The organism is Peribacillus sp. YIM B13482 (assembly GCF_042787975.1).
Lineage (GTDB): Bacteria > Bacillota > Bacilli > Bacillales > DSM-1321 > Peribacillus > Peribacillus simplex_A.
The window spans coordinates 44,734-62,709 of sequence record NZ_JBHZPF010000021.1 but is presented as its reverse complement, the minus strand read 5'-3'; the positions used below and the strand labels follow the sequence as shown (position 1 = coordinate 62,709).

At 39.3% G+C, this 17,976-nt stretch carries 21 protein-coding genes and 1 riboswitch; of the genes, 14 read left to right on the top strand and 7 right to left on the bottom strand.

Features of this window, described 5'->3' with window-relative positions:
* Positions 1-215: 215 nt before the first annotated feature.
* Both ACFX4L_RS12285 and ACFX4L_RS12280 read left to right on the top strand, forming a co-directional pair.
* The gene (locus ACFX4L_RS12285; protein WP_377384337.1) at positions 216-986 is read left to right on the top strand and encodes an ABC transporter ATP-binding protein; all 771 of its coding nucleotides are present in this window, start codon (positions 216-218) and stop codon (positions 984-986) included.
* A gap of 22 nt (positions 987-1,008) precedes the next feature.
* Positions 1,009-1,842, top strand: coding sequence for an ABC transporter permease (locus ACFX4L_RS12280; protein WP_377384322.1), 834 nt, complete (start codon positions 1,009-1,011; stop codon positions 1,840-1,842).
* 61 nt (positions 1,843-1,903) lie between these two features.
* Here the strand turns inward: ACFX4L_RS12280 and ACFX4L_RS12275 are convergent, their stop codons facing one another.
* A complete protein-coding gene (locus tag ACFX4L_RS12275; RefSeq protein ID WP_317777736.1) occupies positions 1,904-3,130 on the bottom strand; it encodes an ATP-binding protein in 1,227 nt (408 codons plus the stop codon).
* A 319-nt stretch (positions 3,131-3,449) separates the two neighbouring features.
* Here ACFX4L_RS12275 and ACFX4L_RS12270 point away from each other — a divergent pair, with 319 nt between their 5' ends.
* The 3 genes from ACFX4L_RS12270 to ACFX4L_RS12260 all read left to right on the top strand — a co-directional run bounded on the left by ACFX4L_RS12270 (position 3,450) and on the right by ACFX4L_RS12260 (position 5,631).
* On the top strand, positions 3,450-4,379 hold the full coding sequence (locus ACFX4L_RS12270) for a glycerophosphodiester phosphodiesterase (RefSeq protein ID WP_377384318.1): 930 nt from the start codon (positions 3,450-3,452) through the stop codon (positions 4,377-4,379).
* A gap of 423 nt (positions 4,380-4,802) precedes the next feature.
* Positions 4,803-5,024, top strand: a complete 222-nt coding sequence (locus ACFX4L_RS12265; RefSeq protein WP_284471707.1) for a hypothetical protein — start codon at positions 4,803-4,805, stop codon at positions 5,022-5,024.
* Between the two features lie 148 nt (positions 5,025-5,172).
* Positions 5,173-5,631, top strand: coding sequence for a hypothetical protein (locus ACFX4L_RS12260; protein WP_377405292.1), 459 nt, complete (start codon positions 5,173-5,175; stop codon positions 5,629-5,631).
* A 391-nt stretch (positions 5,632-6,022) separates the two neighbouring features.
* Here the strand turns inward: ACFX4L_RS12260 and ACFX4L_RS12255 are convergent, their stop codons facing one another.
* Positions 6,023-6,919, bottom strand: coding sequence for a PdaC/SigV domain-containing protein (locus ACFX4L_RS12255; RefSeq protein ID WP_377405288.1), 897 nt, complete (start codon positions 6,917-6,919; stop codon positions 6,023-6,025).
* A 102-nt stretch (positions 6,920-7,021) separates the two neighbouring features.
* Here ACFX4L_RS12255 and ACFX4L_RS12250 point away from each other — a divergent pair, with 102 nt between their 5' ends.
* The 3 genes from ACFX4L_RS12250 to thiC all read left to right on the top strand — a co-directional run bounded on the left by ACFX4L_RS12250 (position 7,022) and on the right by thiC (position 10,666).
* Positions 7,022-7,555, top strand: coding sequence for a histidine phosphatase family protein (locus ACFX4L_RS12250; RefSeq protein WP_377405285.1), 534 nt, complete (start codon positions 7,022-7,024; stop codon positions 7,553-7,555).
* A 175-nt stretch (positions 7,556-7,730) separates the two neighbouring features.
* Positions 7,731-8,519 (top strand): HAD family hydrolase, encoded by a 789-nt coding sequence (locus ACFX4L_RS12245; protein ID WP_377405282.1) that lies wholly within the window; start codon positions 7,731-7,733, stop codon positions 8,517-8,519.
* Between the two features lie 115 nt (positions 8,520-8,634).
* A riboswitch (TPP riboswitch) is annotated at positions 8,635-8,749 on the top strand.
* Between the two features lie 135 nt (positions 8,750-8,884).
* A complete protein-coding gene (thiC, locus tag ACFX4L_RS12240; protein ID WP_089363509.1) occupies positions 8,885-10,666 on the top strand; it encodes a phosphomethylpyrimidine synthase ThiC in 1,782 nt (593 codons plus the stop codon).
* Positions 10,667-10,952: 286 nt separating this feature from the next.
* Here the strand turns inward: thiC and ACFX4L_RS12235 are convergent, their stop codons facing one another.
* Complete coding sequence (locus tag ACFX4L_RS12235) at positions 10,953-11,459, bottom strand: DUF3231 family protein (RefSeq protein WP_377405279.1); 507 nt, start codon at positions 11,457-11,459, stop codon at positions 10,953-10,955.
* 91 nt (positions 11,460-11,550) lie between these two features.
* Positions 11,551-11,694 (bottom strand): hypothetical protein, encoded by a 144-nt coding sequence (locus tag ACFX4L_RS12230; RefSeq protein WP_167555965.1) that lies wholly within the window; start codon positions 11,692-11,694, stop codon positions 11,551-11,553.
* Between the two features lie 163 nt (positions 11,695-11,857).
* On the opposite strand from ACFX4L_RS12230, the gene ACFX4L_RS12225 reads away from it, so the two are divergent.
* Positions 11,858-12,487 carry a spore coat protein gene (locus ACFX4L_RS12225; protein WP_377384307.1) on the top strand — a complete coding sequence of 210 codons (630 nt, stop codon included), beginning with the start codon at positions 11,858-11,860 and terminating at the stop codon, positions 12,485-12,487.
* Between the two features lie 71 nt (positions 12,488-12,558).
* On the opposite strand, the gene ACFX4L_RS12220 is transcribed toward ACFX4L_RS12225, so the two are convergent.
* The 3 genes from ACFX4L_RS12220 to ACFX4L_RS12210 all read right to left on the bottom strand — a co-directional run bounded on the left by ACFX4L_RS12220 (position 12,559) and on the right by ACFX4L_RS12210 (position 14,331).
* The gene (locus tag ACFX4L_RS12220) at positions 12,559-12,924 is read right to left on the bottom strand and encodes a carboxymuconolactone decarboxylase family protein (protein ID WP_377384304.1); all 366 of its coding nucleotides are present in this window, start codon (positions 12,922-12,924) and stop codon (positions 12,559-12,561) included.
* A gap of 113 nt (positions 12,925-13,037) precedes the next feature.
* A complete protein-coding gene (locus ACFX4L_RS12215; RefSeq protein ID WP_377405276.1) occupies positions 13,038-13,823 on the bottom strand; it encodes a cytochrome c oxidase assembly protein in 786 nt (261 codons plus the stop codon).
* On the bottom strand, positions 13,813-14,331 hold the full coding sequence (locus tag ACFX4L_RS12210; RefSeq protein WP_089363512.1) for a DUF2243 domain-containing protein: 519 nt from the start codon (positions 14,329-14,331) through the stop codon (positions 13,813-13,815). Before ACFX4L_RS12210 ends, ACFX4L_RS12215 begins: the two co-directional genes overlap by 11 nt.
* 301 nt (positions 14,332-14,632) lie before the next feature.
* Here ACFX4L_RS12210 and ACFX4L_RS12205 point away from each other — a divergent pair, with 301 nt between their 5' ends.
* From ACFX4L_RS12205 to ACFX4L_RS12185, 5 genes are all read left to right on the top strand, one after another.
* The gene (locus ACFX4L_RS12205) at positions 14,633-15,475 is read left to right on the top strand and encodes a manganese catalase (protein ID WP_377384299.1); all 843 of its coding nucleotides are present in this window, start codon (positions 14,633-14,635) and stop codon (positions 15,473-15,475) included.
* 323 nt (positions 15,476-15,798) lie between these two features.
* The gene (locus ACFX4L_RS12200) at positions 15,799-16,185 is read left to right on the top strand and encodes an MDR/zinc-dependent alcohol dehydrogenase-like family protein (RefSeq protein WP_377405273.1); all 387 of its coding nucleotides are present in this window, start codon (positions 15,799-15,801) and stop codon (positions 16,183-16,185) included.
* Positions 16,186-16,357: 172 nt separating this feature from the next.
* The gene (locus ACFX4L_RS12195; protein WP_377405270.1) at positions 16,358-16,642 is read left to right on the top strand and encodes a zinc-binding dehydrogenase; all 285 of its coding nucleotides are present in this window, start codon (positions 16,358-16,360) and stop codon (positions 16,640-16,642) included.
* Between the two features lie 144 nt (positions 16,643-16,786).
* Positions 16,787-17,551 (top strand): arylamine N-acetyltransferase family protein, encoded by a 765-nt coding sequence (locus ACFX4L_RS12190; protein ID WP_377384290.1) that lies wholly within the window; start codon positions 16,787-16,789, stop codon positions 17,549-17,551.
* An 81-nt stretch (positions 17,552-17,632) separates the two neighbouring features.
* Entirely contained in the window at positions 17,633-17,950 is a 318-nt protein-coding gene (locus tag ACFX4L_RS12185; RefSeq protein ID WP_089363514.1) for a hypothetical protein, read from the top strand.
* The last annotated feature ends 26 nt before the right edge of the window (positions 17,951-17,976 follow it).

Below are 17,976 nucleotides of genomic sequence, written 5' to 3'. Positions count from 1 at the left end.
GTGTATGAATGCATCTTAACAGCTGTTAGAATAATCTGTCAATTATTTTTTGATTAATCCGATAAAATAAATTGGTATTATTTGTTGATTATAAATAATCGATAAGTTAATATAAAATGAAATATTGAATCGACTAGTTAACTAGAGATTCAGCAAAGGGACAATATGTGCCTTATTGCTGGATCTCTATTTTTTTTATTTGAGAAAGGGTGAGGATATTGGTAGCGACGTTAGAAATTAATCATGTAAGCAAAACATTTAAGAATGATAATGAAAGTGTCCATGTTTTGGATAATTTAAATCTGAGCGTCAAAAATGGTGAGTTCGTCACCATCATTGGTCCGAGTGGATGCGGGAAAAGCACATTATTAAAGCTGATCGCAGGACTTGATTCAGACTTTGACGGCGAGATCATTGCAGGTGATCATGCGGTTAGCGCCCCTTCTAAAGACCGTGGTTTCATTTTTCAGGAGCACCGCTTATTTCCATGGCTAAACGTTGAGAAAAATATTGCAGGTAACCTTCCATTAAAAAAACCGGACATTAGAAAAAGGGTGGATGATTTAATTTCACTTGTTAAGCTAAAAGGATTTGAAAAGGGATATCCACGCCAATTATCCGGTGGAATGTCGCAGCGTGTTGCCATTGCGAGGGCCTTATTACGTAATCCTGAAGTTTTATTGCTGGATGAGCCATTCGGTGCATTGGATGCTTTCACGCGAACGCATCTTCAAGAGGCTTTGCTAGAAATATGGGAGAAGAATATGACAACGATGGTGCTTGTCACCCATGATATTGATGAATCCATCTTTTTATCGAGCAAAGTGGTAGTCATGGAGGCAAAGCCTGGACGGATTAAAGCTATCGTTCCAATTGATTTACCATATCCAAGAAAACGAACAAGCAAAGCGTTTCAGGAATTCAGGACCGTCATTTTAACCCAACTTGATCATCATCCTGAAGAAAGGGAAGATTGGAGCATTTAATTAATTTTTGAAAAAAGGAAGGATGAAAAATATGTCTACAGAGACCGTTGCTCAAAACAAGCCGCTTGTCATAAGGAAAACGAAAAAACAATCCAAACTTGCCAAATCAGCATTGCGGGGTTCGTTCCTTCCCGTTGTCGTGTTGATTGCATGGCAATCATTAGGTTCGGTTGGCATCCTGCCTGCCCAATTATTCTCATCACCTTTATTGATCGTCACGACTTTCATTGATCTCGTTCAGTCAGGGGAAATGGGCATGCATTTACAAATCAGTTTAACGCGGGCTCTTCTTGGCTTTGCATTAGGTGGTTTTTTAGGCTTATTGCTAGGAGTCATCGTTGGCATGCAAAAAAAATCCGAAGAATATCTTAACCCAAGCATTCAAATGTTACGAACAGTTCCATTACTTGCGATTACCCCTTTATTCATTATGTGGTTCGGGTTTGGTGAACTATCCAAAGTGCTGCTTATTGCTTTAGGTGCTTTTTTTCCTCTATATTTACAAACCTTTTTGGGCCTTCGGAATGTGGATAAAAAACTATACGATGTTGCCCGAATCTTAGAGTTTGGCCGTCTGGAGCAAATAACGAAGCTGATGATTCCGGCAGCTTTACCGAACATATTGCTTGGTATCCGTTTAGCCTTAAGTGCTGCTTGGATGTGCCTGGTCGTAGCTGAATTATTGGGTGCGGATAGAGGAGTGGGCTTCATGATCCAGGATGCCCGTTCATTCATGCAAACGGACGTCGTATTCGTAGGCATCATCATTTTTGCCCTCGCTGGCAAAATCTCCGATTCGTTTGTCCGCTTATTAGAAAATCATTTACTGAAATGGCAAGATAGTTTTAAAGCCTAATTGAAAAGGATGACCGCCCGGTTTTGGGAGGTCATCCTTTTTCTTGTTTGGTAATGTATGTTTAATCTATTTCTCTATGTAAGGGCAAATAAATAGTGAAGGATGTTCCTTTGTTCAATTCGCTCTGCACCACGATTTTCCCTTTGTATTTTTGAACGATGGAATAACAAACGGTCAGGCCGATACCAGTTCCCCTATCTTTAAGCGAATAGAATGGGGTGCCGAGTATTTCAAGCTGTTCTTTGGAAAGACCTATTCCTGTATCCGTTATTCGGATTTTTGCCATAGTGCGTTCCTTCTCTGTTTCCACCTTGATGAAACCGGGATTGTTCATCGACTCAATTCCATTTTTCATGATATTGACCAGTATCTGTTTAAGCTCGATCGGATTCATATTGATTTGTAGGTCATCACGGAAATCAAGTTGAAAGCCTATGTTTCGATTATTGGCGAAACTGGATAATAGATCGGAAATCTTTTGGATTTCATAATTTAAAGGAATGACCTGAATATTATCCGTTTGCGGTTTTGCCAAAGACAAATAGTCATTGATTATCACTTGTGTATATTCAAGTTCTGTAAGCATGGTCTGCACATAAAATTTTTCCGTCTCATTCAGTTCCTTCTCTTGATCTAATAACTGGGCAAACCCCTTCACGACTGTAATGGGATTTCGTATCTCATGTGCAATGGTGGCTGCTAGCTGACCGACTGAGTTCAATTGCTTGGCCTGTTGGATCTCCTTATGGAATGCATTAGTGGATTCCATCCTATTGTTGGTTCCTATGAACACAAATACCAATATGATTTGTATAGCGATGAAATTAATCGTATTGCCGAAACTATCCAAAGAAACATACTCATAAGTGTATTTAAGATCCGTTTGCGAAATGATCAAGATGGAAGCAGGACCTAATATGATATTTAAAGTGGCGACAATATAAAATCCGATTTTATCAAAGAGAAAAATGGGAATCAAGGGTGCTATAGCAAAAAAAGCCAGCATAATTGCGGTATCTGGAAAAATCCAGAATTTGCTATATATATAAACAGTAATTAAAGAAATGAATAGGGTTTTATAGAAATTGACTTCTGTTTTTAAGAAAAACAACAGAGAGATTATCATCCCCGATATTAAAATGACCTGAAATGTCATATCGTAGGGGTTATCTTTCCAACTTATAGGTGATATGGAAATCCCAACTAATAGTAAAAAGGATATCATTGCCATGAATGCCTTCAGTATAAATCGGTGTTTGTTTTGATAATATTGATAATTTTTTAACATAATTCCCCTTAATATAAATATTCTGTTTGTTTAATAGTAATCTGATACTAGTTTTTTGTAAATCAGAAAAAAATAGATCTTGTCAACATATGTAACAAATCCTTCCAGATCAAGCAGATATGGATGATGGGGAGGCGAATGGAATGGGTTCATGGAATTGGATTGAGCATAACGAACTACACGAAGGACTTGCAAGTAATTTGTTTCATGGGGGTTTTTACCCATTTTAACTAATATATTATTTCTTTACACTATATTTGCTGTAGATTCACATTCCCCTTCTAAAATGGTGGTAATAATAGGAAGGGGATAGGGGAAAATGAAAACGAATATAAAGAAATTCGGTTTATGCATGATGAGTGCGGCTTTTATATTGCAGGCTACTTCCATGGGGACCTCAGCAGCAAATGAAGATCATTCGAATTCATCTATTTATGAGAAGAAAATTGTGAATATCGCACATCGAGGAGCTTCCGGTTATGCTCCTGAACATACCATACCCGCATATCAATTGGGAGAACAAATGAAAGGTGACTACATAGAAATCGATCTTCAGATGACAAAGGATGGAAGATTGATAGCGATGCATGATGAAAAGGTGGATCGTACAACGAATGGTACAGGTCTAGTGAAAGACTTAACTCTGGCAGAAATCAAAAAACTCGATGCCGGTACATGGTTCAATGAAAAATATCCGCAATTGGCAAAAAAGAAATATGAAGGGGTAACGGTACCCACTCTTGAAGAAGTCTTTATGAAATTCGGCAGGCAGGCCAATTACTATATTGAAACAAAGTCTCCTGATGTATATCCAGGAATGGAAGAAGAACTTCTGCAAGTTCTGAAAGAAAATAAAATGGTGGATTCAAAAGGCCGTACCAAAAATGTACTTATACAATCGTTCAGTCAAGAAAGCCTTTTGAAGGTTCATGACATGAATCCAAATTTACCGCTTGTGCAGCTTTTTTCTTATAAGAACCAAGCAACCATTTCTGATGAAGAATTGGAATCCATTAATGAATATGCCATTGGAGTGGGTCCGAACTTCAATAAGGTGGACGGACAATATGTGAAGATGGTTCGAAATCATGACCTTCAATTCCATCCCTATACAGTAAATGAAAGAGCGGACATGAAAAAAGCTCTAGAATGGGGTGCAACGGGGCTGTTTACGAATTATCCCGATGTATTTAACGAGGTTCTTAGAGAGTATAAGCATGAAAAGCACAATGACAATGTGAATTTATAAGGTTACTAAATAGGTGTTTCATAGGTGAGCCCCGGTTTTCCGGGGCTTTTTTTATATGAACCGGATTCAACTTAATGAAGGGCAATTAATCCTTGGGAGAATTAAGTGTTCATAGGCTTAGTAAACTTTGTTGGCGGTTATATCAAGAATACCTTAGGAGGTTGATTATGAAGGCTGTAACTTTTCAAGGTGCAAAAGACATATAGGTAAAACAAGTAGAAGATCCGAAACTTCAGCAAAAGGATGAAGCTTATCAAATCTTTTATGGTCACGAAGATGAATTCATTGATTGGTGCTAAACTCCTAATGGGAAGGTGATTTTAAAAAACAATGCATCGATCTGCATGGGCTTTTTTATTAGGGACACAAATAGATTGAAATTATTGTTATATTATGGATATCGTATAAAAAAGGTGAAAAAAGATGAATGATCATTATGCGCGTGAACTGAAGAATATCAGGATTACACTGATTTTCTTGACTATTATCGTTGCTTTTGTTTCAGGTGGATCCGGGAATGTGACGATTGATCCTATGAATGATGGAGGGTATAATGTGTATCCTCAGGCCAGTTATTCCAATATGGTCGATGGGAAATGGACTTTTTGGCGTGTTGACTGGCAGTACAGATTTAAGCGGAGATGAAACATTCAAAATCTATTATTATGATAGGGAAAAAGATGAGTTGATCTTCAAAAAAGCAAAGATGCTAAGTGATCTTGAATAAGGGTTATTAGTAAGGCAATGAAGTATTATATTATATAATGATAGTAAATAAAAGGAGGGTGTTCAGATGGTATTTAATTCGGCAGCGGAACTTTGTGATGGGATTGAGGTAATGTACCCTTCCTTTCACGTCCAAATGACGATAGAGATCGTCGATAAGAGATTTGGGCCTGTAAGGGCGGAAGCAGAGATTGCCATCAAGCCTGTCAAGTCAAAGGAATATCTAGAAGTATTTGTGGAAGAACTGGAATCGGAGCATATTTTTGCTGATGAAAATGGCAGTATATATGGCAGCTTCGGCATCGATCAAAGCATCCAGATTTATGATGAAGTCCTAACTACCATTCCATTCGAAGAGTTAATCGGAAAAGAAAACTGGAAAGATGTGGTGGGTGTACCCATCACGGAGGATATGCTAAAAGAACAGCTGGAAAAAGCCCTCAATGATTATCAATTCAGTGATTTGAGCGGAAAATATAAATTCAGGAAAAGATGCACGATTACTGAACTCCAATTTTTGAAGTAAAAAAAATGGAGAAGGTAAAAAGCCTTCTCTATTTTCATTATTCTTGGATCATATTAAAGCTGTTTTGGTTAGCATAACAAGCCTTCTTTTCTTCGTATTCGGTCCCATCTATCCATATCAGGTAAACCCTATACACTCCTTATTCTCGTCCTTTAACTAAGAACATCTTCGCATTATGTTTACATCAGATAAAAGTAAGTTCGGCATTGGTTAAAAACATATTCCCATCCAATATCTATTATTAAAAAAATCCACTTTTTTGAATGCGATGGTAAGTATGAATGAAATCGCATCAGACTGTGAAATATGGTTCTATATTTTTCATCATTTGTTAGATATATTGAATGTAAGGCACTAAAAAAGCACAGGAGTTAGCCCCTGTGCGACTAAATTATTTATAAACCTTACTTGGGATTTTTACTGCAGGGCGGCCAAATGCATAAGGAGCTACTTCATATTCCTGGAATACGAGATAGATCCCCCCATTTGTATAATAGAACTGTGAATCCTTATTGACGGGAACATCGCTCTGTTTTTTAACATAAAAACTATCTCTTTTCCTCATGTAGTCAAAAGCATATTTCTGCACCTTCGTATATTTCACTTTGGATGTGAGGATTTCACTGATTTTCACCTGTTTACCGGAAGACACTTTAAAATTATAGGATGTTGTGTATCCCATTCCATGAGCTCCACCGCTATAGGAGTAATCGTCAATAAGAATGCTTAGCTTTTCATCCTGGTTGAATTTCACTTTATACGAAATACTGTAACTATACTGGCAAGTGTATGGGGATTCTTTGCACCATTCCTCATTTTTATCTTTTTCCCTATCCTTTTTTGCTTGCAGATAAAAGGAATAGGCATCCTTGGCATGCTTAGTTAACACCTGATTAATTTTATCCTGAGCTGCTTTACTTTTTAGTCCTGATACTTGCGGATACGACAAGTCACTAATATTTTTATACTTTTTCTTGGTTATCTTCACATTGCTAAATTTTAAATATTTAGTAGATACATAGGCTTTTTTTCCATTGTACCGAATTTCCGACCAGCCGGATTTTGTTTTCGAATAAACGGTTACGGCTTTCCCTTTCTCCAACGATCCTACTTTTTTATAGCTGGTGCCGGGACCACTTCTAACAGATAAAGGGGAATTCTTCGTGTTTACCGTTGCGTTTTCTGTAGTGGCTGCGGAGACAAAGTCGATTTTTATCAGTAAAAAAGAGATGCATGTAAAAGTTAATGCGACAGCAAGGAAAATCTTAGTGAAATTCTTGGATAGCATTCAATTACCACCTTTGTATAATTTTTACATTACCTATTATATAAGTTGGTGGATCAAATAGAAAGTTAATTTTATAATTCAAAAGCTAAAGAGGAGAAAGAAATGAAAATTGGTTTAGTACGGCATTTTAAGGTGGCACATGAATTCCCTACTGGGAAATCTGTGACGGCGGATGATATGAAGCAATGGTTTGTGGACTATGATGCAGCGGATATTATTTATGGAACGACTTTACTTGGCGTGGAGGAATGGCAGGAATGTTATTGCAGTGATATGTCGAGAGCTGTCAAGACAGCGGAACATATTTATCCAGGTACGGTTCATCGGATGGAGGAGCTGCGGGAAATACCTTCTCCCCCTCTCAAAGGGAAGGTGAAGCTGCCGTTCATCCTTTGGGCCATCTGGATTCGCTGCTGCTCGCAGTTCAACAAGGAGACAAGGGCGGAAATTAAGATCGCCGAACGAAGGATCAATAAAGTATTGGATGAAGTTTTTGCAAAGGGGGAAAGGGATGTTCTGATCGTGAGTCATGCCGCCCTAATGGTTTATATGAGGAAAGAGCTGATCCGACGGGGGTTCACCGGTCCAAAATTCAAGATTGCCGGTAATGGAAAGCTGTATGTATTCGAAAGATGATAAGTCAAAAATATAGGGTTTCCCACGATAGAAGGTAAGTCTGGTATATTGAACATTTTGCTTAAGAAAGATGCAGGCCTTTTCCGATTAGTTATTCTTTTTCCGTTGGTTGTGGTTTATTATTGTAATAGTGTAATTTTTACGAATTCAATAATAGGGAAAGAGGTTGGACAATTTGGTGAAGGCAGTTTTTTTTGATTTAGATGATACATTACTATGGGATCAGAAAAGTGTAAAAGAGGCTTTTGTGGCCACATGTGAAGTGGCTAAGGAGAAATATGATTTAAATGTCGACGAGTTTGAAGAAGCGGTTCGGAAGGAAGCGCGTGAGCTTTATTCTTCTTACGATACCTATGAATTTACACAAATGATCGGAATCAACCCATTTGAAGGACTGTGGGGAAATTTTCAGGATGATCATGATGAATTCCGGAAGATGGCCGTGATTGCACCAAATTATCGGAAAGAAGCATGGACGAGAGGCTTGAAGGCATTAGGGATCGATGACCCGGCATTTGGGCTCGAACTGGCAGAACGTTTCCCTGCAGAGAGACGTAAAAAGCCATTTATTTATGAAGAATCATTCCGTGTGTTAGATGAATTAAAAGGGAAGTACAAAATGCTATTGTTGACAAACGGTTCTCCTGAACTCCAAAATACTAAACTTGAAATTACACCTGAACTAGTTCCTTATTTCGATCAAATCGTCATTTCTGGAGCTTTTGGACGAGGTAAACCGGATGCCTCCATTTTTGAGCATGCTTTGGAGATCATGGAACTTGATAAGGATGAAGTATTGATGGTCGGCGATAATTTAATGACGGATATCCTTGGAGCATCACGGGTAGGTATAAAGTCGGTTTGGATAAATCGCCATGATAAGGAACGGAATGAAGTGCTTCCAACCTATGAAATCAAGCATTTAGAGGAGCTTTTCCCAATCCTTGAGAGCCTGGAAAATTAATTGGTGATCCTTCTCCAAGTAACGAATTTGGAGAGAGTGACCTAAAGTATTAGGACTTTCAAATTATATACAGAATGAAAAGGGTGATATATAGTTACCCTGTAATCAATTAAATTATTCAGACTAGGGGTGTCCAATAACAGTTGGGCTGAGAGAGAAGCGCTTATGCTTCTTAACCCTCAGGACCTGATCTGGTTCATACCAGCGTGGGGAAGTTAGAATCTACTAAACAATGACATTTCATTTGGTCATTTCTGTAGTCATACTAACGTTAGCCGGGTCTTAAATATGAGATCCGGTTTTTTCGTGCGAAATGGATTGGATTTTGTCCTTTTTAAATGAACTTAAAAAGGAGAAATGAAATCATGATGAGTAATTCAGTAAATGACATGAACGTTTCAATTATGTCCAGTTTTGCCGGGAGTAAAAAAGTGTATGTTGAGGGATCGAGACCTGATATTAAAGTACCTATGCGTGAAATTAAACTAAGTCCCACTACAGGTGCATTCGGCGAAGAGGAGAATCCGCCTTTGCGGGTTTATGACACAAGCGGTTCATATACGGATTCAGAATATCCCATTGATATTCATAAAGGCCTTGCCCCGATTAGACGCAATTGGGTCTTGGAACGTGAAGACGTTGAAGAGTATGAAGGACGTGAAATAAAACCCGAAGATAATGGGTATAAAAAAGTGGAGTCACAATCCAAAGCTGAAATTTTTCCGGGATTGAAAAGAAAGCCATTGCGTGCAATGAAAGGGAAAAACGTAACCCAGCTTCATTATGCCCGTAAAGGTATCATCACCCCAGAAATGGAGTTCATTTCAATCAGGGAAAATGTTGCCCCTGAGTTTGTAAGAGAAGAGGTAGCTAGCGGTAGGGCGATCATTCCGGCAAATATTAACCATCCTGAAAGTGAGCCAATGATCATCGGACGTAATTTTCATGTGAAAATAAATGCGAATATAGGAAACTCAGCTGTTAGTTCATCGATCGAAGATGAAGTGGAGAAAATGACTTGGGCTACACGTTGGGGAGCCGACAACATAATGGATTTATCCACCGGAAAGAATATTCACACGACCCGGGAATGGATTATCAGGAATTCACCAGTGCCAGTTGGGACGGTTCCAATATATCAAGCATTGGAAAAAGTGAATGGAGTCGCGGAAGATTTAAATTGGGAAGTTTTTCGGGATACATTAATCGAGCAGGCCGAGCAAGGTGTCGATTACTTCACCATACACGCTGGTGTGCTTTTGCGGTACATCCCTTTAACAGCAAAGCGAGTTACGGGAATTGTTTCACGAGGGGGGTCCATCATGGCACAATGGTGCTTGGCCCACCACCAAGAAAGCTTCCTCTATACTCACTTTGAAGAGATTTGTGAAATCATGAAGGCATATGATGTTTCTTTCTCATTAGGTGACGGCCTCCGTCCTGGATCCATTGCAGATGCAAACGATGAGGCGCAATTTGCTGAATTGGAAACACTGGGGGAACTGACGAAGATTGCTTGGAAGCACGATGTTCAAGTCATGGTGGAAGGACCCGGTCACGTACCGATGCATTTGATTAAAGAAAATATGGATAAGCAGCTGGAAGTCTGTCAAGAAGCTCCATTCTATACCTTAGGACCTTTAACAACGGATATAGCTCCTGGATACGATCATATTACTTCTGCGATTGGTGCTGCAATGATTGGATGGTTTGGAACTGCCATGTTATGTTATGTGACACCGAAAGAGCATTTGGGACTTCCGAATAAAGAGGATGTTCGAGTAGGGGTCATTACTTATAAAATTGCAGCCCACGCAGCTGACCTTGCAAAGGGCCATAAGGATGCACAAAAACGGGATGATGCCCTTTCGAAGGCTAGATTCGAATTTCGTTGGAGAGATCAGTTCAATCTTTCTCTCGACCCTGAAAGGGCGGTTGAATATCACGACGAAACTCTTCCGGCTGAAGGTGCCAAAACAGCCCATTTCTGTTCAATGTGCGGACCTAAATTCTGCAGTATGAGAATCTCCCAGGACATCCGTGATTTGGCAAAAGAAAAGGGCCTGGGTTTTGAGTCGGTAATCGATGAAGGGCTTAAAGAAAAAGCGAATGAATTTAGGAAAACGGACGGAGAAATCTATCAATGATTCGGACGAAAGGGAGAATTCGATGAATCGGGTAATCCAGATAAAAGTTGAAATGAAACAGTTGGAAACTCAATTGGAACAGCTAAAAAGAGAGCTGAACATTTTTCGGGAGAATTGTAATCATGAATTTGTAAAAAATGATTATAGTCAACAATGTACAAAGTGCTACTTAATCGAAAGTCTGCAATGGTAGTGATTCCTTAATCGTCCTTTCGTTATCGGAATTAATCCCTTAATCATGTGGGGCATTCAATCATAAAGTCAACATGATTAAGGGGATATTTCATTACAAACTTGTTTTATTAATATGAAGAGGGGGAGGGACCAGCCATCCTTTTTCCTTATTTAATCTTAGGAAATGAGCACCCAATGCTGCTTTTTTTGCATTGAATTGTGCGAACATCACTGCGATATCTTCGCGGATGCATTGACCCATGATCTGGCTGCAAGCAACTAATCCTGCATTAATATCGATTGATACTGAAGCAGAGATTTCAGGATCTTGAAGACGTGCCCCAACGGGAATATCCTCTAAATTAGCTTTAGGCCTTTCAGGTGGTGATGGAGGCAGTCCTACGTTATTTTCTTTTAATAATAATTCAATTTGGTCATTTTCCTGTTTCCCTTGATTTATTACTTCTACAAGTAATTTATGCAGGTCCTTGTCACCAGTGTGATTGAGCATTGTTTGATGACATGCAATTAACCCTTTTGTTGTTAGAAATGCCCATGTACCAAATACCTCTCCGTAATGCATAGGCTCTTCTTTTGGGTTTCCGCTTAAAATTCCCATAACCATCCTCCTTGAACTATTTTACGCATTTAAGTTACCCTGTACTAATCCTGAATCCATGAGTTAATGTTTGGAAATGTTAGAGGGTAATTTAGCCTTTTATTCCTTGTAGCCATTCTTGATAACATTCATCACAGAGCATTTCATTTCTATCCGTGTCAGTAACTTGAAATGTTACGACATGGATTTTTTTTTCTTCCGTGTCATCAGTACAATAGAAGCATTTATGAGTCATTTGAAATCCTCCCATACATATAAAGTGTTTATAGTTTAGAACATCAGGCTTTTTTTATACAGACAACATGATGTAGGGCGGAAGAGTTTAAATTGAATAATCCTGTTGGTTTTTAACATACTAAGCTTGTTCACATCATTGATGAAACGAGGAGGGAAATAAAATGCAAAATCAAAATCAACAAGGTCAAGTACACCAGAACATGCAAACGGGTGCTATTCCCCCACAAATGAATCACGGTGGTCACGAAGTATTCGATGTACATGAAGTGTTGTCGGGAACGATTGGAACTTTAAACACTTACATGCTTTTGCGTCAGCATGCTCAGGATCAGGAATTGATGGACATTCTGGATCGTCAATATCAGTTCATCCAAGATGAATATAATATTTCATTGGAGTGCTTCCAAACGGGTCAAGATCCTTCTAAACCAACCCAGAGCTACAAAATGAATCAAGGTAATGATTTTATATATGGATTGACACCAACCCAGCCAAAGAAACCTTTGCAATCCGTGTCGGAAATTACAGATGAGTGCATTGCAGGCTTGATGCTTGGAGCTGTTAAGTCTGCAGCATCCATGAAAGCGATGGCAGCGCTTGAAATAACGAATCCGGTGGTTCGCCGTGTGTTTGCAGATTCCGTTCCGAACTGCATTGAAATGGCATATGAGATTTCGTTATATCAAAACAAACATCATTACTACCAAGTTCCACAGCTTGCACAGCAGGATATGCAACAAATGATGAATTCATATGCACCCGCACAAGGAAATAACAACATTAGTCATTAAATGACATGGTTTTTGGATTCCTTTGTCAAACATAAAGAAGGGGTAGGACAAATTGTCCTATCCCTTCTTTATCATTGTTTCATCTGATTTATTTCCTGAATGCATTCCTGGACGAGGGTTACAGCCTGACTCATGGTGGCTCCTCCGCCAAATGCTGCGGTCACACCAATGGCTTCAAGAATGTCTTGTTCGGAACAGCCTTGATCAAGACATCCTTTAGTATGATAGATAATACAATATTCATCTTGCGAATATAAGCTTATTCCTAGTGCGATAAGCTGTTTTTCTTTCTTGGATAATTGTCCTTCTTTAAAGCACTCTTCCGTAAACGAATTGAATTTCTCAGCTAAATCAGGCATTTTATGCGTAAAGGCACCGATTCCAGCTTTATAATCACGAAGAGCATTTTCAGTAGAATTGTTAGCTTCAAATTCCATTTTCCATTCAGCTCCATCCTAAATTTTTTTCATCAAAAATTAGTATGAGCTAAACAATGAACGATTAAACAGAAACACAGGAGTTTACCGAAGTAATCATAGAACCGTCCTTCCTACAAGGCAAGTGATCCCTTAGGCCGGGTGGCTTTGAACCATTGATAGCATAGGATGCAGATAAGTGTAACGTCGATGGCATCACCGGCATAGTACATTAACATTCCTCCATTTTCCGCTTGTTCCTTGGTGACTCCGCTTGGAGGATGGGCAAAAATATATTTAGAAAGGATATCATGGCCGGCCAGTGAAATTGTAAATATGATAGCTCGAAACATGAAGCTGAACCTGTGGGGCGCAGGGTCCATATAAATCATAGACGCAGTGAATAGATAACCCGCTATGAACACGTGAAAATGCACTAATGCATGTAGAAGGGCACTTTGATGCATCAACCCATATAACCCAGTCGTATAAAGTATCCAGAGTCCCCCAATATTTAGCGCGGAAGCAATGGTTGGATTACTTAAAATACGCAGCGGCCAACTTTTCAACAACTTTGAAAGGCGTCTTGCTGATTGTACATCAAGTGTTCGCAGTGCAAGAGTAATGGGAGCAGCAAGCACGAGTAGGATGGGTGCAATCATTCCAAGCAGTAAATGACCAACCATATGCGCAGTGAAGTCCATATGCGCGCGATTGGCTATGGGGCCAATGATTGCAGAAGCTGCACAGATGATGCCAAGGATCCATAAGAACGTACGGTATAAGGGCCATTTTTGATAGCGGCGGCTCGAAATTACGACAGCTGCAATATAGATCACTATAATAAGCGCGGGTAGAATTAATAAAATCGATTCAAAGAGAGCTCCATTATCATTTTGAATATGACCATTACTGTGCATAGCGGCCTTCTGCTTTCATTTTAAGTAAGCTGCGCCGAGTTCGAATGATAAGGGAAATGCCGATCAAAATCATGACAGTGGCTGCAATGTTCCAAATCAAGTCGTATGGGAGAATATCGACATTGTAACGGATCTGATGAAGACGCATGAGCTTGTGCTGGATGGTACCGTCATATAACTGAAAAGAACCTGCCCCTAGCAATACTCCCCCTGTCCACCTTTTCAGCCATAAACCCTTTCGGCGGCGAAGGTCAGCGAACATGAACAAAGACCCGACAGTCGCGAACCAGCTTAGAGCATGAAATAAACCATCCGAGACAAGCCCAATATTGGATGTGGACTTGTCATAGAAGTGATGCCAATGCAATAGCTGATGAAAGATGGCCTCATCGATGAATGCAACCAGTCCGATCCCGAATAGAAAACCTGACCATAGATTACGAGCGGAATAAGTATAGCGGATTTCTGAAATAGATTGATCTTTTTGATTTCTGGGCTTGAAATCCATTTTCCTTCCTCCTTTTAGTTTTCTTAGATACAGTATTTTTTTCCTTTATTTGGTTCTTTGTACTTTACCCAGTATTGTAAGGTTCTAGACAGGGGAAATGGACCTTTAATAACACTTATTTATTGAGACGGTCATGAATTTAGATATTCCTTAGCTTTCAGTTCAGTTATCTTTTTTAACCACATAACAATTTTTTCTAATTCCTGTTCGTTATAACTGAAATCTTGTTTCAAGGATGGGCAAGCGGGTAAAAAAAACCGTATTATATAAAAAACCTACTACAATAAAAGGAGGAGTTAATATGTTTCGTCATCAAAAAGAATTGCAATTTGAAGTTAAGGTAGATCGACCAGATCCGATGCTGGCCCGTCAAATCCAGGAAGTTTTAGGTGGACAGTTTGGGGAAATGACTGTCATGATGCAATATCTTTTCCAAGGTTTTAACTGTCGGGGAGAAGAAAAATATAAAGATATGCTGATGGATATTGGTACAGAGGAAATTGGACATGTAGAAATGCTTTGTACGCTCATTAGTCAATTGCTTGATGGCGCTTCTCCGGAAGATCAGGCAGAAGCCGCAAAAGACCCTGCTATAGCAGCGATCATGGGTGGAATCAATCCCCAGCATTTGCTCGTAAGCGGTCTAGGCGGACTGCCAACCAACTCGAATGGGGTTCCCTGGAACGGATCTTATATTGTAGCGAGCGGAAATTTATTAGCGGACATGCGGTCGAATCTGCATGCTGAAAGTCAAGGACGCCTTCAAGTGGCCCGTTTATATCATATGACAAAAGATGAAGGGGTCCGTGCTACGTTCCGTAAAATGTTAGCCCGTGACCGTTACCACCAATATCAATGGATGGCGGCCATTGCAGAACTTGAAGAGAAAAACGGCGTAGTCGTTCCTGCGTCATTCCCTCCTGAAGCGGAAATGGAATCTCAACCGGAAGCGTACGAATTCTGGAACTTGTCAGAAGGCAATGAATCAGGAGACGGCCTGTGGGCAACAGGAAGTGCCCCAGATGGAACAGGAGATTTTGTTTATGTAGCAGAACCAGTTGCAAAAGGGCAGATTCCTAACCCAAAGGTTCCGGCTGCAGAATTGCATAATGACCTTGATAGAAATCAATCGCTTAATAGATAAAGAGATAAAAACTCATCAAGAAAAGGTTGATGGACCTAAAGGGACATCGGCTTTTTTTATTCTACCAGGGTTACGGTTTCATCGATGGACATATTTCATTATCTGTATATAGTTGCTCAAAACTTTAATAGTTGCTTGTGAAATTTTTTGGAGTAGCATAGTTTCCAACTTCAAGACAATCCATATCAAAGGCGGTCTCTATTTATATAATAAGGAGTGGGATAGATGAAAGCTGTAGTAGTTAAAGAACCGGGTGGTGCAGAACAATTACTATTTAAAAATTTTTCTAAGCCCATGCCGGAAAAGGGGGAATTTTAATTAAGGTGAAAACCTCTGCAATAAATAGAACGGATATTGTTTCACGAGAAGGAAAATCCGGTTATATGGCCAATCCTATATTAGGGATTGAAGTTTCTGGGGATGTGGGGGAAACAGGGGAAGGAGCAAATATAGAATTGGGTTATGCTGAATATGCTGTGATGCCAGCTGATAGAGCGATGAAGATCCCGGATAGCCTGTCATTTGAGGAAGCGGCAGCGATCCCTGAAGTATTCTTGGCTGCGTACCAAACCTTGTTTTGGTTAGGTGAATTGACGTATCAAGAAATAGTATTGATTCATTCTGACGGAAGCGGTGTGGGCACTAACAGCTATCCAACTGGCAAAAAAACTGACAAAAGCGAAAATCAACACTACAGCAGGTTCAAATGACAAATTGGATTTCTGTCACTCTCTAGGAGCGGATATCTGTATCAACTATAAGAAACAATCTCGATGAGGAAGTACTGAAAGCTACAAATGATCAAGGAGTGGATGTCATTCTGGATTTCATCGGTGCTTCTTACTGGGAGAAAAACCTTAAAAGCATAAGGACTGATGGAAGATGATACTGATAGGCATTCTAGGTGGAACTGTAGTCGAGAAGGTGAATTTGATGGAACTTCTCTTAAAACGAGTTCAATTAAAAGGGACTCTATTAACTCCCCGAAGTGATGAATATAAAAAAGAGTTAACGGAATTCGCTACAAAGGCCATGCCGTTGTTCTTCCAAAATGAAATCAGGGCAATCGTAGGTCATGTCTTTCCTTTTGAAGAAATAAAAAGGGCGCATGAACATATGGAAGCCAATAAGAACTTAGGTAAAATCATCTTACAGGTGAATGAATGAAGAAAGAGAGCTGCTTGGTGTGTGAATGGAGGAGGTTGCCAAAGAAAACAACATTATGGGGCGAATGAAATAAGGCCAAAGTATAATGAATATATACAGAGTCAGGATACTTTTCATCGGTGTCGGACTTAAGGGGGAATCGTAATGAATGAATTGAATGCATTATTCAGGAAAAGAATTGGGCTTCAGAACGATGAGAAGCTGACATTTGATGAATTAGATGAAATTCTTGATAAGACAGCGAAAACCATTCCTTTTGAAAACTTATCAATCATGGCATCCCATTTGAGTGATATCAATAAAGAGAATATCATGAAGAAAGTCCTCGTGAGGAATGAGGGTGGATTATGCTATGAATTGAATACAGCCCTTTATTTTTTCCTGTTGGAAAATGACTTTGATGTATTCTTGGTTCGGGGTGTCATCTATAAACAAGGGTGGATGACCATAGGAAGGACACATGTCACTATTCTTTTGAAACATGAGGGCCAAATATATTTAATCGATACTGGATTTGGTGGGAACCTGCCTTTAAAACCAGTTCCGTTGAACGGAGAAACCGTCATTTCCCAAAATGGTGAATTCAGGATAAAAAAAGAAAATACCGACCATGGGAATCATATCCTTGAATTAAAGCTGAAATATAAAGATCCCGATTGGAAAATCGGGTATGCATTCGATTCTTTAAAACCCGTAGAAAATGTAGTGGAACTTAATGAGATCCAAACGATCATCAGTGAAAATCCCCAATCGCCATTTAATAAGCATCCATTAATCACCCGTCTTACAAACGGTGGTAACATCACTTTAACTGATACATCCTTTACACAGTGGGACGATGGGAAAGTGACGAAAGAAGAAATAGATGGAACACGATTTAAAGAATTAATGAAACAACACTTCGATTGATAAGAGAAACGGTCTGAATATCAAAGGCGTGCTTGACAGTCTTTTTATGATTAGTATGTTCACTTTCGGGACTTCATTGATGTGAAAGACAATCTAATTTTGCTGAAAGCAGGACAAGTGTCAGTCCTTGTTGAATTAGTAGTTGAAAAGAGGCTGATGAAAATGAGTAATGCAAAATATAAATTTTATTATGTGAACGGTGAGACAGAAGAGTTAGAGACGAATGAACAATATTCTGATGAAGCGAATAGTATCCTGAAATTGCAATTAATCCAAAATGCGACGTGGCTGCAAGCCGGTGGCAAACATATCAACTTGGCTAATGTAATTAGTATTGAATATACAGGAGAAAAAGGTAATCGTAAATCGGAGTCGATCAAGTTCAGACCTAATAAGTAAAAACATCCATTATGGATGTTTTTCCT